The organism is Bacillus vallismortis (assembly GCF_040784915.1).
Lineage (GTDB): Bacteria > Bacillota > Bacilli > Bacillales > Bacillaceae > Bacillus > Bacillus subtilis_G.
Genome location: NZ_CP160797.1, coordinates 239488 through 260127, shown reverse-complemented (window position 1 = coordinate 260127; position 20640 = coordinate 239488). Strand labels below are relative to the sequence as shown.

Annotated in this window: 22 protein-coding genes; 6 read left to right on the top strand and 16 right to left on the bottom strand. The window is 44.3% G+C overall.

Translation table 11 applies throughout. The features are described from left to right. Positions 1–171: 171 nt before the first annotated feature. Positions 172–447 carry a DUF1648 domain-containing protein gene (locus ABZM97_RS01440; protein ID WP_087991804.1) on the bottom strand — a complete coding sequence of 92 codons (276 nt, stop codon included), beginning with the start codon at positions 445–447 and terminating at the stop codon, positions 172–174. A gap of 56 nt (positions 448–503) precedes the next feature. Continuing rightward, on the bottom strand, positions 504–1211 hold the full coding sequence (gene gamR / locus ABZM97_RS01435; protein WP_087991803.1) for a transcriptional regulator GamR: 708 nt from the start codon (positions 1209–1211) through the stop codon (positions 504–506). Between the two features lie 218 nt (positions 1212–1429). Here gamR and nagB point away from each other — a divergent pair, with 218 nt between their 5' ends. Together nagB and ptsG are read left to right on the top strand one after the other, a co-directional pair. Further along, positions 1430–2179: a glucosamine-6-phosphate deaminase gene (gene nagB / locus ABZM97_RS01430; RefSeq protein WP_087991802.1), complete on the top strand. Its 750-nt coding sequence runs from the start codon at positions 1430–1432 to the stop codon at positions 2177–2179. 20 nt (positions 2180–2199) lie between these two features. Continuing rightward, positions 2200–4095: a glucose-specific PTS transporter subunit IIBC gene (ptsG, locus tag ABZM97_RS01425; protein ID WP_367387137.1), complete on the top strand. Its 1896-nt coding sequence runs from the start codon at positions 2200–2202 to the stop codon at positions 4093–4095. A 140-nt stretch (positions 4096–4235) separates the two neighbouring features. Here the strand turns inward: ptsG and ABZM97_RS01420 are convergent, their stop codons facing one another. The 11 genes from ABZM97_RS01420 to purT all read right to left on the bottom strand — a co-directional run bounded on the left by ABZM97_RS01420 (position 4236) and on the right by purT (position 13831). Then, on the bottom strand, positions 4236–5204 hold the full coding sequence (locus ABZM97_RS01420) for a rhodanese-related sulfurtransferase (protein WP_087991800.1): 969 nt from the start codon (positions 5202–5204) through the stop codon (positions 4236–4238). A 199-nt stretch (positions 5205–5403) separates the two neighbouring features. Continuing rightward, on the bottom strand, positions 5404–6291 hold the full coding sequence (locus ABZM97_RS01415) for a helix-turn-helix transcriptional regulator (protein WP_202329060.1): 888 nt from the start codon (positions 6289–6291) through the stop codon (positions 5404–5406). Positions 6292–6399: 108 nt separating this feature from the next. Continuing rightward, positions 6400–7740: an erythromycin esterase family protein gene (locus tag ABZM97_RS01410; protein WP_087991798.1), complete on the bottom strand. Its 1341-nt coding sequence runs from the start codon at positions 7738–7740 to the stop codon at positions 6400–6402. A gap of 92 nt (positions 7741–7832) precedes the next feature. Further along, positions 7833–8123 (bottom strand): hypothetical protein, encoded by a 291-nt coding sequence (locus ABZM97_RS01405; RefSeq protein WP_087991797.1) that lies wholly within the window; start codon positions 8121–8123, stop codon positions 7833–7835. 54 nt (positions 8124–8177) lie between these two features. Then, on the bottom strand, positions 8178–8969 hold the full coding sequence (locus ABZM97_RS01400) for a phosphatidylserine decarboxylase (protein ID WP_087991796.1): 792 nt from the start codon (positions 8967–8969) through the stop codon (positions 8178–8180). Continuing rightward, positions 8962–9450, bottom strand: coding sequence for a DedA family protein (locus tag ABZM97_RS01395; RefSeq protein WP_087991795.1), 489 nt, complete (start codon positions 9448–9450; stop codon positions 8962–8964). Before ABZM97_RS01395 ends, ABZM97_RS01400 begins: the two co-directional genes overlap by 8 nt. Continuing rightward, on the bottom strand, positions 9441–9974 hold the full coding sequence (gene pssA / locus ABZM97_RS01390) for a CDP-diacylglycerol--serine O-phosphatidyltransferase (RefSeq protein WP_087991794.1): 534 nt from the start codon (positions 9972–9974) through the stop codon (positions 9441–9443). Before pssA ends, ABZM97_RS01395 begins: the two co-directional genes overlap by 10 nt. A 199-nt stretch (positions 9975–10173) precedes the next feature. Continuing rightward, positions 10174–11058, bottom strand: a complete 885-nt coding sequence (locus ABZM97_RS01385; protein ID WP_087991793.1) for an alpha/beta fold hydrolase — start codon at positions 11056–11058, stop codon at positions 10174–10176. A 174-nt stretch (positions 11059–11232) separates the two neighbouring features. Continuing rightward, entirely contained in the window at positions 11233–11631 is a 399-nt protein-coding gene (locus ABZM97_RS01380) for a DUF2606 family protein (RefSeq protein ID WP_087991792.1), read from the bottom strand. Further along, complete coding sequence (locus ABZM97_RS01375) at positions 11594–12532, bottom strand: serine protease (RefSeq protein WP_087991791.1); 939 nt, start codon at positions 12530–12532, stop codon at positions 11594–11596. Before ABZM97_RS01375 ends, ABZM97_RS01380 begins: the two co-directional genes overlap by 38 nt. A 144-nt stretch (positions 12533–12676) precedes the next feature. Beyond that, a complete protein-coding gene (purT, locus tag ABZM97_RS01370) occupies positions 12677–13831 on the bottom strand; it encodes a phosphoribosylglycinamide formyltransferase 2 (RefSeq protein WP_087991790.1) in 1155 nt (384 codons plus the stop codon). 287 nt (positions 13832–14118) lie between these two features. On the opposite strand from purT, the gene ABZM97_RS01365 reads away from it, so the two are divergent. The 3 genes from ABZM97_RS01365 (at position 14119) to ABZM97_RS01355 (ending at position 16428) form a co-directional block, all read left to right on the top strand. Continuing rightward, positions 14119–14946: an AraC family ligand binding domain-containing protein gene (locus tag ABZM97_RS01365; protein ID WP_367387136.1), complete on the top strand. Its 828-nt coding sequence runs from the start codon at positions 14119–14121 to the stop codon at positions 14944–14946. Continuing rightward, positions 14943–15863, top strand: coding sequence for a DMT family transporter (locus ABZM97_RS01360; protein WP_367387135.1), 921 nt, complete (start codon positions 14943–14945; stop codon positions 15861–15863). The genes ABZM97_RS01365 and ABZM97_RS01360 overlap by 4 nt, the downstream gene beginning before the upstream one ends. 190 nt (positions 15864–16053) lie before the next feature. After that, a complete protein-coding gene (locus ABZM97_RS01355; protein WP_253269140.1) occupies positions 16054–16428 on the top strand; it encodes a hypothetical protein in 375 nt (124 codons plus the stop codon). A gap of 19 nt (positions 16429–16447) precedes the next feature. Here ABZM97_RS01355 and ABZM97_RS01350 read toward each other — a convergent pair whose 3' ends face one another. The 3 genes from ABZM97_RS01350 to ABZM97_RS01340 all read right to left on the bottom strand — a co-directional run bounded on the left by ABZM97_RS01350 (position 16448) and on the right by ABZM97_RS01340 (position 18955). Continuing rightward, the gene (locus ABZM97_RS01350; RefSeq protein ID WP_253269139.1) at positions 16448–17701 is read right to left on the bottom strand and encodes an MFS transporter; all 1254 of its coding nucleotides are present in this window, start codon (positions 17699–17701) and stop codon (positions 16448–16450) included. Beyond that, positions 17698–18615: a GNAT family N-acetyltransferase gene (locus ABZM97_RS01345; protein ID WP_367387134.1), complete on the bottom strand. Its 918-nt coding sequence runs from the start codon at positions 18613–18615 to the stop codon at positions 17698–17700. Before ABZM97_RS01345 ends, ABZM97_RS01350 begins: the two co-directional genes overlap by 4 nt. Before the next feature lie 91 nt (positions 18616–18706). Next, positions 18707–18955, bottom strand: coding sequence for a YbeF family protein (locus ABZM97_RS01340; RefSeq protein WP_087991809.1), 249 nt, complete (start codon positions 18953–18955; stop codon positions 18707–18709). A 292-nt stretch (positions 18956–19247) separates the two neighbouring features. On the opposite strand from ABZM97_RS01340, the gene glpT reads away from it, so the two are divergent. Further along, positions 19248–20582, top strand: coding sequence for a glycerol-3-phosphate transporter (gene glpT, locus ABZM97_RS01335; RefSeq protein WP_087991785.1), 1335 nt, complete (start codon positions 19248–19250; stop codon positions 20580–20582). Positions 20583–20640: the final 58 nt, after the last annotated feature.

The following is a 20640-nucleotide window of genomic DNA, read 5'->3' as shown; positions in this document are numbered from 1 at the left end:
TCAGTCTTTTTAAAGCTGCAAAAACTTCATCCGCTTCTTTGATTATACGCCGCTTTTAATCTATAAATTTCAGAATATTCTTTATGATCATCAGCTATTATACACCACATCCATTGTCAAATGAAGAAAAAATAAAAGAAAAACAGCCAGATTCATTCCGGCTGTCTGATTTTAGACTGCTAAATAAAGGACGGCAATATGGCAAATCAGCAAAATATACACCGCGATCACAAATTGCCAATTGATCTTTTGCGCCCATGCGAACACCAACATCATGACAGGCAGTATCACTGTCCCCGCCAGCTTGTTCACTGTCAAATCCGGGCTGTTTGTACCATCATAATGAATCGGCATCTCCGCCGGAAGAAACGGATAAAACACCATTGAAAGGACGAAAGCAGCAATCACAGACCCCCACAGCGCTTTTCCATTCGTCAATAGAAACATAGAACCACCATTCCTTTCTTCATAACCATCAGGCGTTTTCTTTCATACGCATTGCTTTATGAATGATATGACTGTTCTACGGTGAATTTCGTTCGGTCTCCCCGCGTAATAATTTGCGCATATTCCACGACTTCTTCATTTTTATCATAGGTGAGGGATTCTGCTAAAAACGCCGGTGCTCCCACATTGGTTAATAAGTGGCCGCTGATCGTTTCATCGGTTAAAATCGGTTCGATCGATTCCGTGCCCCTGCTGATTTCAATATTGTATTTTGTCCTTAACAGTTCAAAAAGCGAGCCGGTGCACTCTTCCGGAGCCAGACCAGGTGCCGCTTTCCATGGAATATATGAGGTGTGGTACTGCAAAGGTTCCCCCTCGGCATATCTGACTCTGACAAGCTTATTGACAGGTTCATTCTCTTTCATTTTCAAAAGCTCGGCAATGGAGTGATCAGCAGGGATCACCACGAGTTCAAGCACTTTTGATTCAGAACGCAGGCCTCTCATTTGTTCTGCAAAGCTCGTAATCTGATGCGGAATCGGCGTTTGTATTTTTGCCGCCGATACAAATGTTCCTTTTCCTTGAATCCGTTTAATATATCCCTCAAGCTCAAGCTGCTGCAGAGCCAATCTCACAGTTGTTCTGCTGACATCATATTGTTCGCAAAACTCGCTCTCCGTCGGCAGCTGATCATTCGCCTGATATTTGCCCGACTTAATTAATTCAATGATTTTAAACTTGATAACAGAATATAAAGCTGTCATTTCATTCTCCCCATCCTGTATGCAAACCGTTCTTTTTGATTGAGACCATCATACCACTTAATCTCATAATGATGAAAGATTTGTATCTTTCTTTTATAACAAATTTTCAGAAATTTATATTGACACTTTAATGATTATGGTGCTAAATTCGTAATGACAACTATCATAAATTGATTGTAACAAATGTGGTGCTTGTCTATCTCTTTGGGGGGTGTCGCATGAAAATTATTGTCGCCGAGCATTATGAAGAACTCTGTAAGTTAAGCGCTAACATAATCAAGGAACATGTACAGGCAAAGAAAGATGCCGTTCTCGGCCTGGCAACAGGAAGCACGCCGGTCGGCTTGTACAAGCAGCTGATTTCAGACTATCAGTCAGGCGAAATTGATTTTTCAAAGGTTACTACATTTAATTTGGATGAATATGCAGGCCTCTCTCCATCTCATCCGCAAAGTTATAACAATTTTATGCATGAGCACCTTTTTCAGCATATCAATATGCAGCCTGACCATATCCATATCCCGCAAGGAGACAATCCGCAGCTTGAGGCTGAATGTATGATCTACGAGGATCTCATCCGTCAGTCGGGAGGCATTGATGTTCAAATTCTCGGCATCGGCGCCAACGGCCACATCGGTTTTAATGAACCGGGTTCTGATGTTGAGGGTCGAACACGAGTTGTTAAGCTGTCAGAAAGCACGATACAGGCAAATGCCAGATTCTTCGGCGGTGATCCTGTGCTGGTGCCGAGACTCGCAATTTCAATGGGCATTAAAACCATCATGAAATTCAGCAAACATATTGTGCTTTTAGCGAGCGGCGAGGAAAAAGCAGATGCCATTCAAAAGATGGCTGAAGGCCCTGTCACGACAGATGTACCGGCCTCCATTCTTCAAAAACACAATCATGTAACCGTTATCACAGATCAAAAAGCAGCCAGCAAATTAAAGAATACATCCTACTCATAAAACAATAAAAGGAGATTGTCATGTTTAAAAAGGCATTTCAAATTCTGCAGCAGCTTGGCCGTGCATTGATGACCCCGGTTGCCGTCCTGCCGGCAGCCGGTCTTTTGCTCCGTTTCGGTGACAAGGATTTACTGAATATCCCTATTATAAAGGATGCGGGCGGTGTTGTATTCGATAATCTGCCGCTGATTTTCGCCGTGGGGGTCGCGATCGGTTTAGCCGCCGGCGAAGGTGTAGCCGGACTTGCCGCTGTCATCGGATATTTAATTTTAACCGTTACCCTCGACAACATGGGGAAATTACTTGGCCTTCAGCCTCCGTATGAAGGAGCCGAGCACCTGATTGATATGGGCGTATTCGGAGGAATCATCATCGGGCTTCTTGCCGCCTATTTATATAAACGTTTTTCAACAATTGAACTGCATCCTGTCCTTGGATTTTTTTCAGGAAAACGGTTTGTCCCAATTATCACTTCCATCAGTTCATTGGTGATCGGCGTCATTTTCTCATTGGTATGGCCGCTGATCCAAAACGGGATTAACGCTGCCAGCAGTTTAATTGCCGATTCAACGGTCGGCCTGTTCTTTTATGCAACGATCTATCGTTTGCTGATTCCTTTTGGCCTGCATCATATTTTTTATACACCTTTCTATTTTATGATGGGAGAATACACAGACCCGTCAACAGGAAATACCATAACCGGCGATCTGACAAGGTTTTTCGCGGGAGATCCGACAGCCGGGCGCTTTATGATGGGAGATTTCCCTTACATGATTTTCTGTCTGCCGGCAGTTGCACTTGCCATTATCCATACCGCACGTCCGGAAAAGAAGAAAATGATCTCCGGCGTGATGATTTCTGCCGCGCTCACATCTATGCTGACAGGCATTACAGAGCCAGTTGAATTTTCTTTCTTGTTCGTTGCGCCCGTGCTCTATTTGATTAACTCTATTCTCGCCGGCGTCATCTTTGTCGTTTGTGATTTATTCCATGTCCGCCATGGCTATACGTTCTCAGGCGGCGGCATTGACTACGTCATAAACTACGGACTGTCGACAAACGGCTGGGTTGTCATTCCTGTCGGGATCGTATTTGCTTTCATATATTATTATTTGTTCCGATTTGCGATTTTGAAATGGAATTTAAAAACGCCGGGCCGTGAAACAGATGAAGCCGATCAGAATGAGGCAAAAGCGCCTGTTGCAAAAGACCAGCTTGCCTTTCATGTGTTGCAGGCCTTAGGCGGACAGCAAAATATCGCGAACCTGGATGCGTGTATTACAAGGCTCCGTGTGACCGTTCATCAGCCAAACCAAGTCAGCAAGGATGAATTAAAACGGCTTGGCGCAGTAGGTGTGCTGGAAGTCAACAACAACTTCCAGGCGATATTCGGAACAAAATCCGACGCCTTAAAAGACGACATCAAAACGATCATGGCCGGAGGCGTGCCTGATACAGCCGCCGCGCTGGATGCGGAAACTGACATACAACAGATTCCCGCTTCTGACGAATCCTTTATTTATCCGCTCAAAGGAGAAACAGTCTCTTTAACGGACGTGCCGGATCCAGTTTTTTCAGAAAAAATGATGGGCGAGGGGTTTGCGATTGATCCATCGGAAGGAAAAGTCATTGCCCCAGCAGACGGCGAAATCGTCTCCATTTTTCCGACAAAGCACGCCATCGGCTTTATGAGTGCCCACGGCATTGAAATCCTGATTCATGTCGGCATTGATACTGTCAAATTAAACGGGGAAAGCTTCGAAGCACATGTCACGAGCGGACAAGCCGTCACACAAGGTGAACTGCTTCTCTCATTTGATCTCGATACCATCAAACAGCATGCCGCTTCAGCTGTAACACCGATCATTTTCACCAATGCATCTGAAGAAGATATGAAGCACATTCAAATAAAGTAAAAAATCCCTCCTGCTGGTGATGTTTTCGTTGGCACATGAAAACATCACCACCAAAATAAAAAAGGACAAAATCCCGAAACGAAATGTTTTAGGATTTTGTCAACATCTGAGAATACCTTGAATACAAGGTGTTCTTTCTACTATTCAGCAGCAGCGTGATCTTCTTTTTCAATCGCTGCCAGTCTTGCGATGACTTCTTCTTCTGTCATATTGTGCTCTTTGACATACAGGTTTCTTGAGTTCGTGCGGCATTCGTGGCTGCAGCTGCGCATATACTTATACTCATTTTCCGGTGTGCATATCATTTTTTTGTTGCAAGATGGATTTGCGCAGTTCACATAACGCTCACACGGTTCACCTGTAAAGCAGTCTTTTCCGACAACCACATGCTCGACACGGTTGACAGGCACGCTGATTCTTTCATCAAAGACGTAGCACTGGCCGTCCCAAAGCTTGCCTTGCACCTCAGGATCTTTTCCGTAAGTCACGATTCCGCCGTCAAGCTGTGATACATCTTCAAAACCTTGCTTCATCAGCCATCCTGAGAATTTTTCACAGCGCACCCCGCCCGTGCAGTACGTTAAAATCTGTTTGCCTTCAAGCAGTTCTTTGTTCTCTTCAATCCACTCAGGCAATTCACGGAAGGCTTCGATGTCAGGACGGACAGCACCTCTGAAATGGCCAAGATCATACTCGTAATCGTTACGCGCGTCGAGCACAATTGTGTTAGGATCCTGCATTTTCTCGTAAAATTCCGCAGGCTTCAAATGCTGTCCCGTTGTTTCATTCGGATCCACATCATCCTCAAGACGTAGCGTTACAAGCTCTTCCTTATGGCGGACGAAGATTTTTTTGAACGCATGGCCTTCTTCCTCATCAATTTTAAATACCATATCCGCAAAACGAGGATCAGCTTTCATTGTTTGCATATATTTTTCAGTCTGTTCAACCGTACCTGATACCGTACCGTTAATTCCTTCAGAAGAAACAAGAATACGGCCTAACAAACCAAGCTCCTTACAAAAAGCCAAATGCTGCTCTCTAAACGCCTCTGGATCTTCAATCGGAACATATTTATAGTAAAGTAATACTCTGTATTGTTTTTCCATGATTTAAACACCCTGTTCAATTATAGTTAGTTGCTATGCACACTCTTACTATATCATACAGGAAAATGCCGCAAAGATGAACATATCCGCACAGACTGATAAAAATATCCAAGCTCTTGCAAACCCACGCGGCACCAGGGTTTATTAATAACGAATAGTATTTTCCACTAACTTACTAATAAAAGTAGTTGTCTGAAAACTATTTTTGTAGTTCCTCTTCAAAAGATAAATTTATCGGCTCATCTAAAAGTTCTCCCGGCATTTCAAGATTTGTTGAAGGAATACTCTCATCTACCTCTTCAAAAACAACATGATCCATCCACATCTGACCCGGCCCAGATAATAGGACACCAAAGGAAATCACAGCACTCTTTTCAGGGACATCTAAAACAATAGCATAATGATTCCAATTGGTTGTCCCGGTAATAGGCCTGTTGCTCATATTGTCAAATTGGAGAACATCGTCAGCAGCACTGTCAACCCGCATCCAAAGTGAGGCAAAATGCTGCACTCCTTTTGTTTTGATAAAACTTGATAGCCGAAGCCTTTTTCCTAGATAGCGATCTGCCTTAAATTGCTGCATCATCGTCGCAAATTCACCGTTGCCCTGCACCATCGTTGATTTTAAATACCCTGAAGCTTTTCCCTGATGTACATTTTCCCGGTCAACCCCCATTTCGAATTGGAACGGATGGCTCCCGCTCAAAACCCAGCCCTTCATTTTTTTCTCCATGTAAGATTCCTCCTTTTTTGAGGTAAAACGCTTCATAAATGTTCGATATGCGCCAGGCGGCATGTGATACAGCTTTTTGAACGTCCTCGTAAATGCTTCTTGAGATTCAAACTGATAATACAAAGCAATATCAATAATGCGAAGATCTGTATAAAGCAAAGCTGCCGCTGCATTCGCAAGACGCCTTAACCGAATATAAGAAGCAACCGACATGCCGACTTCTTTTTGAAAAATCCGATGAAAATGGAATTTTGAAAAGCCTGAAACGTTTACAATATCCTCACTTGATATTTGCTCATGTAAATGTGATTCAATCCAATCGATTGTTTTCTGGACAGCTTTTTCATAATACATTGCACGTTTTAATCTCCTTTCTTTTTTAGAATAATGGATCTCGGCTTATATGTTTTGATGATTTTTGCGATATGTAAAAATCCCCTGTTATATCACAGGGGACACCGCTCACTTGATAATGACAGATGGCGTGATATGCTCCAGCCAAATGACACCGTCATATTGTTCCTTCAGGATCATCTGCTCTTCCATGAATCCCCAATAAAGTGCTGTCCGCGGGGTATACATCCACGAAGTGCCTTTCTTGTTTTTTGTATGGAGAAAATCAACAAACACAGCTGGATGGTCCGCAGCCTTCAGCAAAGCTTCGAGACTTCCAGTCGGCGGCGGGCTTGTGACCGGCGTAACGGTCTTATTGTCTGAGCTATCAAGACTGGCGCCTGAATATGCATAAATACCAATCGTATATGTTTGTTTTTTCAGCCGCTCCGGCAAATAATCACCCATATTAGGAGTGTTTGCCTGTGTCATATCCTTAATCATTTTCGTATTCTGTTTGCGGAGATGGTAATTGTGGCCCCAGACAATGATTTTCTTTTTTGGATAAAGGGTGTCGGCAATCCACTGAAATTGATCAGCCATCATTCGGTCTCTTAAAACGAAAGGTAAATCCTCTAATTTCTCCGGATAATCCTCTAGCTTTTGTTTCATTTCTTGAGGCATATACGTTTCCATTACGTCAATTCGCAGCTGGAGAGAATGCATAAACATCTCATAAGCTTTCGGCTCTTTCGGTAGTTGTGCTTTTAACTTCGATGCATGTGTTTCTGCGAATTGAATAAGCTCACCGTAGTTTTTCACCAGCACTTCCTTCTTTTGCGTAAATTCCTCAAAGGTGCTACTGCCAGTCACCAATTCTGAAAAATCGTTTTCTGATTGGGAAAGCAGCTCAGCTTTTTCCGGGTTCACCGCCTTCACCCATTGATTCGCATTATCATTAAATGAAGCTTTAAGGCTTTGAATATCAAAACCGGTCAAGATAAGCGGATCGCCTTTCTCTTTTTGCTCTTTCATGTAATCAAACAGTTCAACGACATCTTCTGTGTGCCAAACGGCGTAAATGGAGTTTTTCATCGTGCTCTTAGAGGTGGATTGGCCCATATTGAGGTAGGATGTATTTGTATCCGAAAATCCGGACTCGAATGCCAAAACATCATATCCTAATTCTTCATGGAGGTATTTGATCATGCGGATCTTTGTTGCATTGATTTCGCCAGCGCCGTGTGTGGTTTCTCCTAACTGAACGATTCGTTTTCCCTTCAGCACCTTCTTCAAAAAGCGAAGGTCTTTGTTTGAAGCATCGGAAGCATCCAGTGGACGCGCATGTCGTTCAATCCAGCGCTCCCAATGTTTTTCTTCAGAAACAGCCCGGGCTGAGGCTGAAAAAGAAGAAAACACCAGACAGACGATCAGCAGCGGCAGAGCCATTTTCACTATCATTCGTTTCAATTCTATCTCTCCTTTTCTGCAAGGTTCTCTAGTAGTTACGAGATAGATATAGAAAAAGTTTCCTTTTTCCACAGCGAAAAAAGCCTCTCTTATTAAAAGAAGCTTTCACTGGATTCTCTCATCACCTGCTGAAAGTAAAACCGATACGTATTTCGTAAAAATGTTTCTACTGGAAGCTGCACATCCGCTCGGTATTTGCTGATGATAAACGGAAACCGCTCGATTCCTTTCTTGTGCAGGTCGCTCGCTAGTGCCTCATCCGTTGCCATTTCTTGCAGAATCGCTTCAACGATCGGCCAGCACGCCTCTCGCACTTGCCTCAGGACAGCTTCATCTCCGGTTTTCTGATAATCTGTGATCCAGCTGGCGATTTGTTTCTCCATGAGTCTCACTTCCTTCCAAAAAAAGAGGCGCTTCGTTTAGACGAGCCCCTCTTTTTACTCTTCGTAACCTATCAATTCTCCGACTTGGACTTCCTGGCCTTCTGTTAAATTGGCGGCCGGCTTGAACGCGTCTTTTTCAAAAATCAAAATGACGGTTGAGCCGAATGAAAAGTATCCCAGCTCCTCGCCAATCTCCAGCTCGTCCCGGGTACTTGTCTGCACGATAGAGTTAATATTCAACGCGCCGACAGGAATCATCAGGACACTTCGACTGCCGCCATTCAGCTCGTATACAAAGCGATAATTTTTCGACAGCACATCTTTTCCGTATTTTAACCCTAATTGATTTACCGGGTATGAACGATTTCCGAGCTCGGCCAGCTTTTGATACCTGCAGCTGATTGGGGAATGGAAACGGTGATAATGCCGCGGGCTTAGATACAGCACGACGAAGTAACCGCCGTTGTATTGATGGTCCGCGCGTTTACAGCCGGTCAGCTCAGCGAATGAATAATCTTTTCCCTTTACCGTAAAGGTTTGATTCGGGTTGATTTTTCCCACCGTCTGAACCACACCGTCAACAGGGCTGACCACCGCCTGCAACTCTTTTGAAACAGGGCGCCGCTCCAGATCAATATGTCGAATGAACAATTCGGACAGCGAACCATAATCAGCGGCCGTACCGTCAACATCATCCCAATTTAGCCGAAAATGTTTTGAGAAAAGCGGAATGACCGGTTTGCTGATTTTAGACTCGCAAAATCCTTTAATCAGATAGGATGACAGACGATGATTCGTCAGCTCTATCAATGAACGATACAGAATCTTTACAGCTGTGTTAAACATGAATAATCCCTATAACCCTTCCGATTGTAATAAAAATAAAGCACCATAAAAAGGCGCCGATTGCCGCAAACGCAATATACGTTTTCAGTTCCATTTTGCCTATTCCCGAAAAGTAGCACGTCATATGTCTGACGCCGGGTATGAAATAACCTAAAATAAGCGAATATGGACCGTATTTCTTCATCCATTTTTCAACTTTCATCATTCTCTTTTCTTTTAATCCGACCCACTTGCCGTACTTGTCGATAAATGGGCGGCCGGCTTTTCTGCCGATCATGTAGCTGATCAGCATACCTGACAAAGCCCCGACAAAACTGATGAATATCGAAAGCTCATAATTCAGCACGTCCGTATGCGTAAAGTAGCCGACGACAGTCATCATCACTTCATCCGGTATCGGCAATCCAACAATCCCTAATACGAGCATCAAAAAAATAGCGAGATAACCGTAATCCGCTATGAGCTGCTGAACTAATTCCATCTCCCGGACTCCAGGTTTTCTGCCGCGTGTTTTTTAAAATGAGGAAATTTAATTTTGCTCACCATTAAATATGAAAGTCCGCAAGTGCCGATCGCCAGCAGGATCGGATTATAGGTAAAGCTGAGAATCACAAGACACATGCCCGCAAATGGAATCGGCATTCCGATAAATGTCGGAAGCTTACTTTGTTCAATGTTAAATTTAGAGAGGCGAAGCATTCCGCAAATGCTGTACGTCAATGCGCATAAAATCCCGATAAATGGAAGAGAGTATAATGCGACACTGTAAGCAAGCATTGAAGGAGCCACACCAAACGTCACTAGGTCGGCAAACGAATCCAGTTCTTTTCCCATATCAGAAACGGCATTCAGCTTACGTGCAGCCATCCCGTCAAAAAAATCGAGAAGCATGCCGGTAAAAATGAAGAGCACTGCTGAATGAATGTTGTGATATAACAAGGAATGAATCGCCAGCAGTCCGCAAATAAAATTTCCTATCGTAATCATACAGGGGATATAATTCACAGTGTAACCAAACCTCCAATTGTAAAACCATCTATCATTATTCGACGTTATGGATCGAATAGCGTTACAGGAAAAATTTTCTCTATTAAGCATGATAACATAAAATGCCCTGCAAAAAGCAGCATTCAAATTCTATTATTATACAACATTTGTTACCTTTTGAACAATGAATGCCATTCTTTTCATGTTTCTGACAATTTTATTCTTCGCTCAAAAAGGACAAGACTCGTTGATTGACGTACTCTGGCTGCTCCAGAGATAACAAATGCCCGGCGTTCTTCACGATTTCAGCCTGAATTCCCGGCACCAATATTGAAGCCCGCTCTAAAGCCATTTGCTGATGGCACATGACCTCGTGCTCACCGAACATCAGCAGCATCGGGACCGCAATCGATTTCAATTCCCGGTCTGTGAACACGTACGGAAAGCCGTTTTCTGTCGGTTTCAGGCTTCTTTGTTCATCCTGCCATTCCACACCCGCCACAATTTGTCTTTGCAGCGCAGGATGCAGATCATAACGGCTAGCCGTGACCCACTTGATATATGCCTCAGCTCCTCTTGACCCTGTAAGGCCCGCAGCAAATTTATAGACATCTGGATAATATGATATAAATGCTTCAGCAGGACTCATCACAACCGCCCGCTCTACTCTTTCAGGCGATTGGAGCAAAAAATTCACGATATGGGAACCCCCCAGCGAGAGGCCTGCCAAGTGTGCGGTCTCAAGTTCAAGCGAATCTAAGACGTCTTTCAGCCATTCTGCGCAATCTGCTCTCGTATCCAGAGCAGCTGATGGTATACTTTTGTTTTTGTCTCCTATTATATCGACCGCATATGTACGATATTGACTGCTCCACGCCGCGATATTCGGATACCACATAAGAGAGCTGAAGAGCCCCCTGTGAAGCAAAACGAGCGAAGGTGCGTCCTTTGGCCCACTTGCCATGATATGCGTTTTTCCAAAACGAGTAGAAACATAGAATGCTTCCGACTCAATCGGCCACAAAGAAAGGCTTTGATCATATGCCTGGTAAAAGCGAAGACCGCTTTCAGCCGCGGCAGGCTGCATCGAATATTGTGTCATTTTCTTCTTTTTCCTCCGGGTTGATTGATATAAAAATCAAGGATAATGCCCCTTTTGTCTCGTAAGAAAAAATACCTATGTATGATTATCTCATATTATAAATTTCCAGTATATATATATAGTTTGGCTTTCTGTGATAAAAAAAGGCGGTTTCCTCGAAATCAAGGAAACCGCCTATTCTTTGAAAACTAATGGAATGACCTTATCTTTTTTATCCTCTGTTAATGAGATGTGATGGGTTACTGATTTTTCATCCTTCGTCAATGCGACTGAGTAGTTACCTTTTTTGCCGGTATCCCATTTGATGTCTCCATTTTTGTCTGTTTTGCCGAGTATCTCGCCAATCTCTATACTCGGCTCTTGATCTGAGACCGGTGCTGCGACAATCGTCACTTGCACTCCTTCAACCGGCACCCCCTCAGCATCCTCCACATGAAGAGTGACAGGAATCGTTGTTTCTTTCTGAGCAGATTGGGTCGGTGAACTGCACCCGCATAAAAACAAAATAAACATGAAAATGGCTAATTTGCTGTATTTATTGATTTGCCCAATATTGAATATTGTTGAATACATCGTTCGTCACCCTTGTTCCCAAGTTGTATGACGATCCCCCGTTCGTGTGAATCGCAATAGCTGTCTGTCCTGTATCACTGTAGTTTCGATAAACAGGTGAGCCGCTTTGGCAGCCGTACGTATCTGTTGTATAGGTCAGCTTATATGTTTCAGCGGATCGAATCGGCTTTGTATCAGACCACATTGTGCCAAATGTTTTGTCACACGGGAATCCTGTCACTGACGAGGAAAGTCCCGCGGGACTGCTGCTGTTTGTTGTCCGATAGCCGTACCAGCCAACCGTGTTTCCGGGAGAACCGTTTAATTTAATAGCTCCGTAATCATAATTGGTGTTATTGCTTTCCGTCCATCCTTTAACGGAGTAAAACATCGTGCCTGAATAAGTTCCATAAGGATATGACGAACCGTTGCGGCCCGGCGCGGCTGTAATCGTTGAAGCCCATCCATGATCCTGGCTGTACACACAATGTCCAGCCGTTACGACTGTATTGGCATTGACTAAAAACCCGGTGCATCCATATGTGCTTGAGGTGTTGGGATACTTGATTGAAAGTTGGACAGTTGCTCTGTAAGGAAAAGATGTAGTGCTGGAGATTCTGGTGCGTTCATCGGTTCCGATGATACTCGAAGGCTGTAAGGCTTGAATGTTTTTTTCCAGTCCCTTTTGGCCGTAAAGCGATTTACTTGTTTTCCCGGTTCCCTCATAAGGATCGGAAACCTGTTCTTCTTTTGACGTTTGGTTTTTCGTAGCATCGGCTTCTTTACCGTTATTCGATACAGACATTTGCGGGTTCTCTGCCGCTTTTGCCGGTGCGCCGAAAGATACCGCCGCTGCCAATGCCAAACATAAAACCGTTAAACCAGTGAACCATCTTTTTCTGAATGTTGAAACTAATTTCATTCTAGCCATCTCCCTCCCTTTGTGTCAACCACCCTTATACATGGAAGACTTTTACATTATAATCAAATTTCTGATTCTTATGATAAAACTTTTATGGAGGATGAAAAAAACAGGCCTTGTACATGACAAAGGCCCGCTTAAACTCTACTTTATAGATAGCTGATCCAACGCTTTCTTTGCGTTCTCTCTCGCTGTTTCGACTGTATCTGCCCCAGAAAGCGCAACCGCCATACGGCGTCCGGCTTTCGTTATCGGCTTGCCAAAGACGCGAACTTGTGTCTTCGGTACTGCCAGCGCGTTTTCCAGGCCTTCAACAGTGTAGTCCGCTGATTCTTCCGGTGCTTTGAGGGGCCGGCTGGCGCCAGGAGAAAGCTGGGTGATTTCTGTAATCGGAAAACCGAGAATCGCCCGGACATGCAGCGCGAATTCTGACAAATTTTGCGTCACCAGCGTGACAAGACCCGTATCATGTGGACGAGGAGATACCTCACTGAAATACACTTTATCTTTCGCAAGGAACAGCTCAACGCCAAACAGACCGTATCCGCCAAGCTCATCCGTAATGGCTTTCGCAATATGCTTCGCTTCTACCTTTTGCTGCTCTGTCATATGATGCGGCTGCCATGATTCGATATAGTCTCCGTCCTTTTGCACATGGCCGATTGGCTCGCAAAATGTCGTCCCGTTGACCGCACGTACGGTTAAGAGCGTAATTTCTGATTCGAATGGAATAAACTCCTCAACAATCACGCGCCCGTTTTTCACCCGTCCGCCTTCCATCGCCGTCTCCCAGCAGCTTGCTAAATCCGTTTCAGAGCGGCATACACTTTGGCCTTTTCCAGAAGAACTCATCAATGGTTTAACGACACAAGGGAAGCCGATCTGAGCTGCCGCTTGTACAAATTCGTCATATGTATTCGCAAATTCATAGCCAGCCGTCGCAAGTCCGAGCGTTTCCGCCGCAAGCCGCCTGATGCCTTCCCGATCCATCGTCAGCTTCGCCGCACGCGCATTAGGGATGACGTAAAATCCTTCCTCTTCAAGCTTCAGCAATTCATCCGTCGCGATCGCCTCAACCTCAGGCACAATCAAATCCGGCTTTTCTTTCTCAATGATAGTTCTGATCTGCTCGCGATCCAGCATATCAACGACATAGCTGTTATGCGCGACCTGCATCGCCGGAGCATGCTCATAACTGTCAACCGCCACCGTCTGTACCCCAAGACGTTGGGCTTCAATCACTACCTCTTTACCTAACTCACCTGAACCTAACAACAAAACCTTCTTCGATTGGTACATCTCTGCCCCTCCTATCTGTTTCCCAATCATTATAACTGAAATATTCGAAAAATAAATTTTTATTAAAAAAGATAAAATAAGAAGATCTTATTTTGCCTCATTAGAAAATATCCTCAAGTATTGTGCAAATAAAGCTATTATCGAGGAATAAAAATCTTTAGATTCTTATACGAAAACAGACCAATCACGGTCTGCTTTCTCTATTCCAAACAGCAACATCATACAAGAAATCCCCAAAAATCATGCTACACTTAATCCAAGACCATCACACCGACAGGAGGCATCCCATGCAAAACGAAACACGCACACTGCAGCTTGACCCGCACCTTCATATAGAAGCCTACCGCTTTAAGGGAATTATGCAAAAATTCCCGAACCACTTTCACGATTATTATGTGATTGGCTTCATTGAAAAAGGACAGCGGTATCTGGCCTGTCAAGGTCAAGAATACGTCATCAATCCAGGTGATCTTCTCCTCTTTAACCCCCGTGACACGCATAGCTGTGAGCAGATTGACGGGCGGACGCTTGATTATCGGTGTATCAATGTGATGCCGGATGTCATGGAGAAGGCGGTGGAAGAAATTACTGGCACAGGACATCTCCCGTATTTCTCCCAGCATGTGTTATTCCGCCACGAGCTGACAGCCAGCCTGCAGGAATTGCATATGTTGATATCCAGAGAAAAGCAGGCTTTGCGCAAGGAGGAGCTGTTTCTTCACCTGCTGGAAGAGCTGATCCGCCGTTATTCTGACGTCACGTTCCTCAGCAGCATTCCCGAACCGTCCGACGAGGTCAAAATGGTTTGCGAATTTTTAGAAGAGCATTATGCCGAGAACGTCATGCTCAATGATTTGAGTGAATTAACAGGCTGGAGCAAATATCATTTATTGCGTTCATTTACAAAACAAAAAGGAATTACGCCTAATAGTTACCTGGAGACAATCCGGATTAACCAAGCGAAAAAACTCCTTGAACAAGGGGTCAGACCGATTGATGCGGCTTTTCAGACAGGATTCAGCGATCAAAGCCATATGACGAAGTTTTTCAAACGGCAGGTGGGCCTGACGCCGAAGCAATACATGAAGATTTTTGAAAAGGAGCTTCAAAGATGAGCACACAAAGAGAAACGACCGGGCATATCGCAGCCATTGCGACCATTCTGGTTTGGGGAACGACCTTTATTTCGACAAAGGTTCTGCTGACTGACTTTACGCCAATGGACATATTATTTTACCGGTTTTTGATGGGCTTTATGGCTCTTATTCTCGTACGTCCCAAAATGATACCGTTCAAAAACTGGCGGCAGGAGCTGTTATTTGCCGGGGCAGGTTTATTTGGCGTAACACTTTACTTTTTATTAGAAAATATAGCCCTTACGTATACATACGCTTCAAATGTCGGCATGATCGTGTCCATTATCCCGATGATCACGGCTGTACTGGCTCACTTTCTGCTTGAAGGCGAAAAACTGCGGCTGACTTTTTTCATTGGTTTTGGGGCGGCACTGATCGGGCTTTTATTGATTACGTTCAATGGCAATGTCGTACTGCGGCTGAATCCGTTCGGTGACATCATGGCAGTCGGAGCCGCTATCGTGTTTGGAGGCTATTCGATATTCATGAAAAAATTAAGCGCTTACGATTTTCATATCATCGAGCTGACACAGAGAGTGTTTTTGTACGGTTTGTTGTTTATGGTTCCCGCTTTATTTTTGTTCGATTTTCATTTTGACCTGAGCCGATTTTCATCTGCTTCAAATGTACTCAACATGCTCTTCCTCGGCATCGGTGCTTCCGCCCTGTGCTTTGCCACATGGAATTACTCAGTCGGCGTGCTCGGCGCCGTCAAATCCAGCGCGTATATTTACATGGTCCCAGTCATCACAATCGCCGCCTCGATCCTGATCCTGCACGAAAACATGACCTGGATCGCTCTCGCAGGAGGTGCGCTTACACTTTTAGGCCTCTACATTTCAGAGCTGAAACCGAAAGCGAAGCTGGTGGAGAACGGATGTCATATGGATGCTTAACGGCATCCATTTTTTATTCTACCGAACTATCTGCTATGTTACTGGCTATTTTTGCTTATTATACTAGTTAACATCAAATTGTTTCACCTTGAAATAAGAAAATAAAATGCGCAATTTCTATACTTAGGAGATGTATGTATTGAATAAAGACCTACACACATATAAAGAAACCGAAACAGCAGCGAAGTTTATTTTAGAACATGCAAAAGATGATAAAGAACTTTTGATTTTCCTAAACAAACATGACTCCATCATGCTGAATCAATTAAAAATATTCTTTAGCGAACCGCAGCTCACATTCAAACACACTATCAAAATCGTTTGTTTCGTGACATTCGTAACGTTATATATTTATTTTTTCAGCACTCGTTTTAATGAATTAATAGAATTAACTGTACAAATGTTTTTTGCCTTGATTGGCCTTTTTTGGGTTTTTGTTGTTTTCCCATTTTCAAGAAAAGTTCAAATCTCTGACCGCTTCAAACAAAAATCCGAAAACACCCGCATTGTCGGAATGATTGACTTCGTATTAGAACAGAAATACAAAAAAAGCATCTCTGAATAAAAGAAGAGATGCTTTTCTCTTACAGCTTCTCCACCACAGCCGCACTGTCACGCGTGACCGCCGCGGGCTCTCTCAGCAACACGTTCATCACACTGGCCAGCACGAGCATCCCGATCGACAAATAAAAAGCCAGTGTATATTCACCCGTTACCGTATAGATGACACCAGGTATATACGCGCCGAGTGCCGAGCCGATTTGATGGGCGAGCGACAGCCAGCCGATCATGAGGCCGATCGAGTAGTTTTGAAAGTACTGGGTGGCGAGCATTTGAGTCGGCGCTACGGTAGCGAAGTCCACTAATCCAAACAGAATCGCAAAGCCTAGAAGCAAGTAGGGTTCGTGGCTGTAAATCAGAATCACGATCGAAAGCGCGCGTACCGCATATAAAAAGCACAGGATTTTTCGGCTGCTCCACCGGTCCGCTACAATTCCGGACAGTAAGATGCCAGCGATATTAAAGCCGGCAAGCAGACTGACAGCGGCACTGGTGACTGTCGTTGAAAAGCCGTGATCGTGAGAAAAGGGAATCAAATGAGTATCCATCAGCCCCACGGTCGTAAATCCGCAGATCAAAAACGGCAACATCAAAAACCAGAATTGCCTCATCCGAAACATCCCGGTCACTGAAAGAGCAGTTGTTTTGGGCGCTGTTTCTTTTTCCGCAGCCGCAAGCCCGCCTATCGGCTCTGCATTCTTTTCTGAAGGATTGTTTCGCAGCATCAGCATTGCAGCCGGAAAGACAATCACGATTAACAGCAGCCCTAACACCACAACCGTCAACTTCCAGCTAAACCAATGGATCAGCATGAGTGAGCCGGGAACGAGAAGCATTTGCCCAGCGCCAAAGCCTGCTTCCATGATCCCAAAAGCTAGTCCGCGCTTTTTGCTGAACCAATTGACGACCAACACACTTGCTGCCACATTCGATGCCCCGCCAACTCCAAGCGAGACACCTAATCCATAAAGCAAAAACAGCTGCCAAGGCGAAGTGACAAAGTATGTTAAGAAAATACTGACTCCTGTCAGCAGCGCACTCCATGACAAAACAGCCCGAGCACCCCATTTATCCACAAGCCGCCCGATCACAGGCTGAGATATGCCATAGACAATAAAGCTTATCGTAGAAATCAGCGAGATGGTGCCTCTATCCATTGAAAATTGCCGTTCCCACGGCTCCACAAACGCACCAAACGACAAGCGCACCCCCTGAACGGCCAATAAGATCAAAAAGGTGACGGAAACGATGATCCAAGCATAATGCAGCCTTTTCATGATAGCTCCAAATCCCACCGTTCTTCTGTCAGACGCTGCCCCCATAATGGCGCTTCTTCTTTCACTTCACTTATCCTGAATCCAAATTTTTCGTAGAGCGGACGGGCCTCAGCCATGGTGCTCACCGTCCAAAGGAAAATGCGTTCAAACCTCATTTCCCTGCAGTATGCAACCAGATGCTCAAGCAATTGAGTGCCGAGCCGTCTGCCCCGAAAATCGTCATCAACCAGGAACCATCTGAGCTGCACAGTCTTTTCCTCATGTTTGACCAAACCCACACAGCCGGCAAATTTCCCGCCGTTTTCCGCGATCCATATGTTTTCGATTTCCGCATCAAATGTCTCATGAAGATAAGCTAAAAACGTGTCGTCCCAGCCATGCGCCTCCGCATAAAATTGTCTATGTTTTTCAATGAGGATTTGAAGATCATCCGAAAGAAAATAATCTCTAATCGATATGTCTGACGTTCTGGAAGTTAGTGACTGTGAAAGGATCGCTTCAATTTCCGCCATCGCCTCCGCAAGCTTGTGCTGGTCCTTTTGGTCAATTTCCTTCAGCATCAGTTCTACTTGTTCGTTCGCTTTCTCCTCCAGCTTTTTATAAATCGTTTTTCCTGATTCCGTGACATAAATATAATGGTGGCGCGCATCAGCTTTGCTCTTCTGTTTATAGATCAAATCTTCTTTTTCAAACAGTTTCAACATCCTGCTGACATATCCCCGGTCAAGCCCAAGCTTATCCTGAAGGGCTTTTGCCGTACAGTTAGGCGTATTATAAATTTCAAATAAAATCCGTGTTTCTGTTAAGGAAAACGGGCTGTCGTAAATGTGCTCATTAAGGAAGCCAAGAACATTTGTGTAGAATCGATTGAACTTTCTGAATTTTAAACCGACAGATGATCCACTGGTTTTCAAATCTATCCCCACTTTCTTATATCGTTGATTAAGGCAATTATAATCATAGTTAGTTGCCATAGTCAACGATATATTGAAAAGTGGAGCATTTTCATTTTCCTGATGCTTTCCTTTTCCTGATCACAATCATTGTGATATAGGATATAGCCAGTGAAACCAAGGTATAGACAACAACCCATCCCAAAAATGATAGATTAAAAACGGTAAAGGTGAGCACTAGCGAAATCATCAAACTAAACACCGGCATCAAATACGCATTTTGACAAACACAAGTCCCGACAACCGATAACACGATAATCCCTAACGGCAAAATACCGAATGCGATATCTAATTCATCCACCTGCAACAGCCTCCCTCCAGATTTTTATGCTGCTTGTAAAAAAACATACCCGCAATTAGTAAAAGGATAATTTTCACTCCCTAGATCCACATTTGAAAATTACCCGTTTACATTCACTCCGGACTATGATAATTTAAGAAAGCGCTATCATGATAAGTTAATAGCTTGGATGGAGATGAGGAGAGCCAGGAATCCAACCCCTTTTAAACAAGGGGTGTTTTCTGGCTCTTTTTGTTTTTCGGAAAGGAGGCACGCCACACATCCAGCACAAACAGCAAAGGGGATGATTTTGATGTTTCACATGTTTAAACCGGCTCCTCACATTGAGAGACTCGATGATTCAAAGACGGATGCGGCTTATAAAAGGCTTAGGCTCCAAGTATTCATTGGTATTTTTATCGGCTACGCAGGCTACTACCTGCTGCGGAAAAACTTCGCCTTTGCCATTCCTTATCTGCAGGAACAGGGATTTTCAAAAACGGAACTGGGATTGGTGCTGGCCGCTGTGTCCATTGCGTACGGCTTCAGTAAATTCATCATGGGCATGGTGTCTGACCGCTGCAATCCGAGATATTTTCTCGCGACAGGCCTATTTTTATCAGCAATCGTTAATATTCTTTTCGTTTCAATGCCTTGGGTGACTTCGAGCGTCACCATCATGTTCATTTTTATGTTTATCAACGGATGGTTTCAGGGAATGGGCTGGCCGCCATGCGGCAGGACAATGGCCCACTGGTTTTCCATTAGTGAACGCGGGACAAAAATGTCGATCTGGAATGTCGCCCATAACATAGGCGGCGGTATTCTTGCTCCGCTTGTCACTCTTGGCATTGCGATGTTCGCGACTTGGAAAAGCGTGTTTTTCTTCCCAGCCATCATCGCCATTATCATTTCATTTTTGATTGTTTTATTGGTTCGCGATACGCCTCAATCTTGCGGACTCCCGCCAATTGAAGAGTATCGTAATGACTATCCCAAACACGCTTTTAAAAATCAGGAAAAAGAATTAACAACAAAAGAAATTCTTTTTCAATACGTGCTGAACAACAAATTTCTTTGGTACATCGCGTTTGCGAATGTATTTGTCTATTTTGTACGGTACGGCGTTGTTGACTGGGCACCTACTTACCTAACAGAAGCCAAAGGCTTTTCTCCTGAGGACTCGCGCTGGTCGTATTTTCTTTACGAATACGCCGGCATACCGGGAACGATCCTGTGCGGCTGGATTAGCGACCGATTTTTCAGAAGCCGACGGGCACCGGCAGGCGTTTTGTTTATGGCGGGCGTTTTCATTGCCGTATTGGTGTACTGGCTGAATCCCGCCGGTCATCCGCTTGTAGACAACATCGCCCTGATCAGCATTGGCTTCTTAATCTACGGACCTGTTATGCTGATCGGCCTGCAAGCGATTGATCTTGCGCCGAAAAAAGCAGCCGGAACTGCGGCTGGTTTAACCGGATTTTTCGGATACATCGGCGGATCCGCTTTCGCCAACGCCATTATGGGCTTTGTCGTTGATCGATATGATTGGAACGGCGGCTTTATCATGCTGGTCTCTTCCTGCATTCTTGCCATCGTCTTCTTAGCTTTGACGTGGAATACAGGAAAACGGGCGGAGCACGTTTAAGAAAGAAAAACAAAAGATTAATCGTTTTCCAACACGCTGTTTACATCTGTTTTTTAAT

Bases quoted from the DNA above. Each gene is read 5' to 3' on its own strand.
- nagB (WP_087991802.1), top strand. From the start codon at position 1,430: ATGAAAATTATTGTCGCCGAGCATTATGAAGAACTCTGTAAGTTAAGC.
- ABZM97_RS01365 (WP_367387136.1), top strand. From the start codon at position 14,119: ATGCAAAACGAAACACGCACACTGCAGCTTGACCCGCACCTTCATATA.
- ABZM97_RS01360 (WP_367387135.1), top strand. From the start codon at position 14,943: ATGAGCACACAAAGAGAAACGACCGGGCATATCGCAGCCATTGCGACC.
- ABZM97_RS01395 (WP_087991795.1), bottom strand. From the start codon at position 9,450: ATGGAATTAGTTCAGCAGCTCATAGCGGATTACGGTTATCTCGCTATT.
- ABZM97_RS01380 (WP_087991792.1), bottom strand. From the start codon at position 11,631: ATGTATTCAACAATATTCAATATTGGGCAAATCAATAAATACAGCAAA.
- glpT (WP_087991785.1), top strand. From the start codon at position 19,248: ATGTTTCACATGTTTAAACCGGCTCCTCACATTGAGAGACTCGATGAT.
- ABZM97_RS01400 (WP_087991796.1), bottom strand. From the start codon at position 8,969: ATGTTTAACACAGCTGTAAAGATTCTGTATCGTTCATTGATAGAGCTG.
- ABZM97_RS01375 (WP_087991791.1), bottom strand. From the start codon at position 12,532: ATGAAATTAGTTTCAACATTCAGAAAAAGATGGTTCACTGGTTTAACG.
- ABZM97_RS01405 (WP_087991797.1), bottom strand. From the start codon at position 8,123: ATGGAGAAACAAATCGCCAGCTGGATCACAGATTATCAGAAAACCGGA.
- ABZM97_RS01385 (WP_087991793.1), bottom strand. From the start codon at position 11,058: ATGACACAATATTCGATGCAGCCTGCCGCGGCTGAAAGCGGTCTTCGC.
- ABZM97_RS01415 (WP_202329060.1), bottom strand. From the start codon at position 6,291: ATGTATTATGAAAAAGCTGTCCAGAAAACAATCGATTGGATTGAATCA.
- ptsG (WP_367387137.1), top strand. From the start codon at position 2,200: ATGTTTAAAAAGGCATTTCAAATTCTGCAGCAGCTTGGCCGTGCATTG.
- purT (WP_087991790.1), bottom strand. From the start codon at position 13,831: ATGTACCAATCGAAGAAGGTTTTGTTGTTAGGTTCAGGTGAGTTAGGT.
- ABZM97_RS01350 (WP_253269139.1), bottom strand. From the start codon at position 17,701: ATGAAAAGGCTGCATTATGCTTGGATCATCGTTTCCGTCACCTTTTTG.
- ABZM97_RS01420 (WP_087991800.1), bottom strand. From the start codon at position 5,204: ATGGAAAAACAATACAGAGTATTACTTTACTATAAATATGTTCCGATT.
- gamR (WP_087991803.1), bottom strand. From the start codon at position 1,211: ATGACAGCTTTATATTCTGTTATCAAGTTTAAAATCATTGAATTAATT.
- ABZM97_RS01440 (WP_087991804.1), bottom strand. From the start codon at position 447: ATGTTTCTATTGACGAATGGAAAAGCGCTGTGGGGGTCTGTGATTGCT.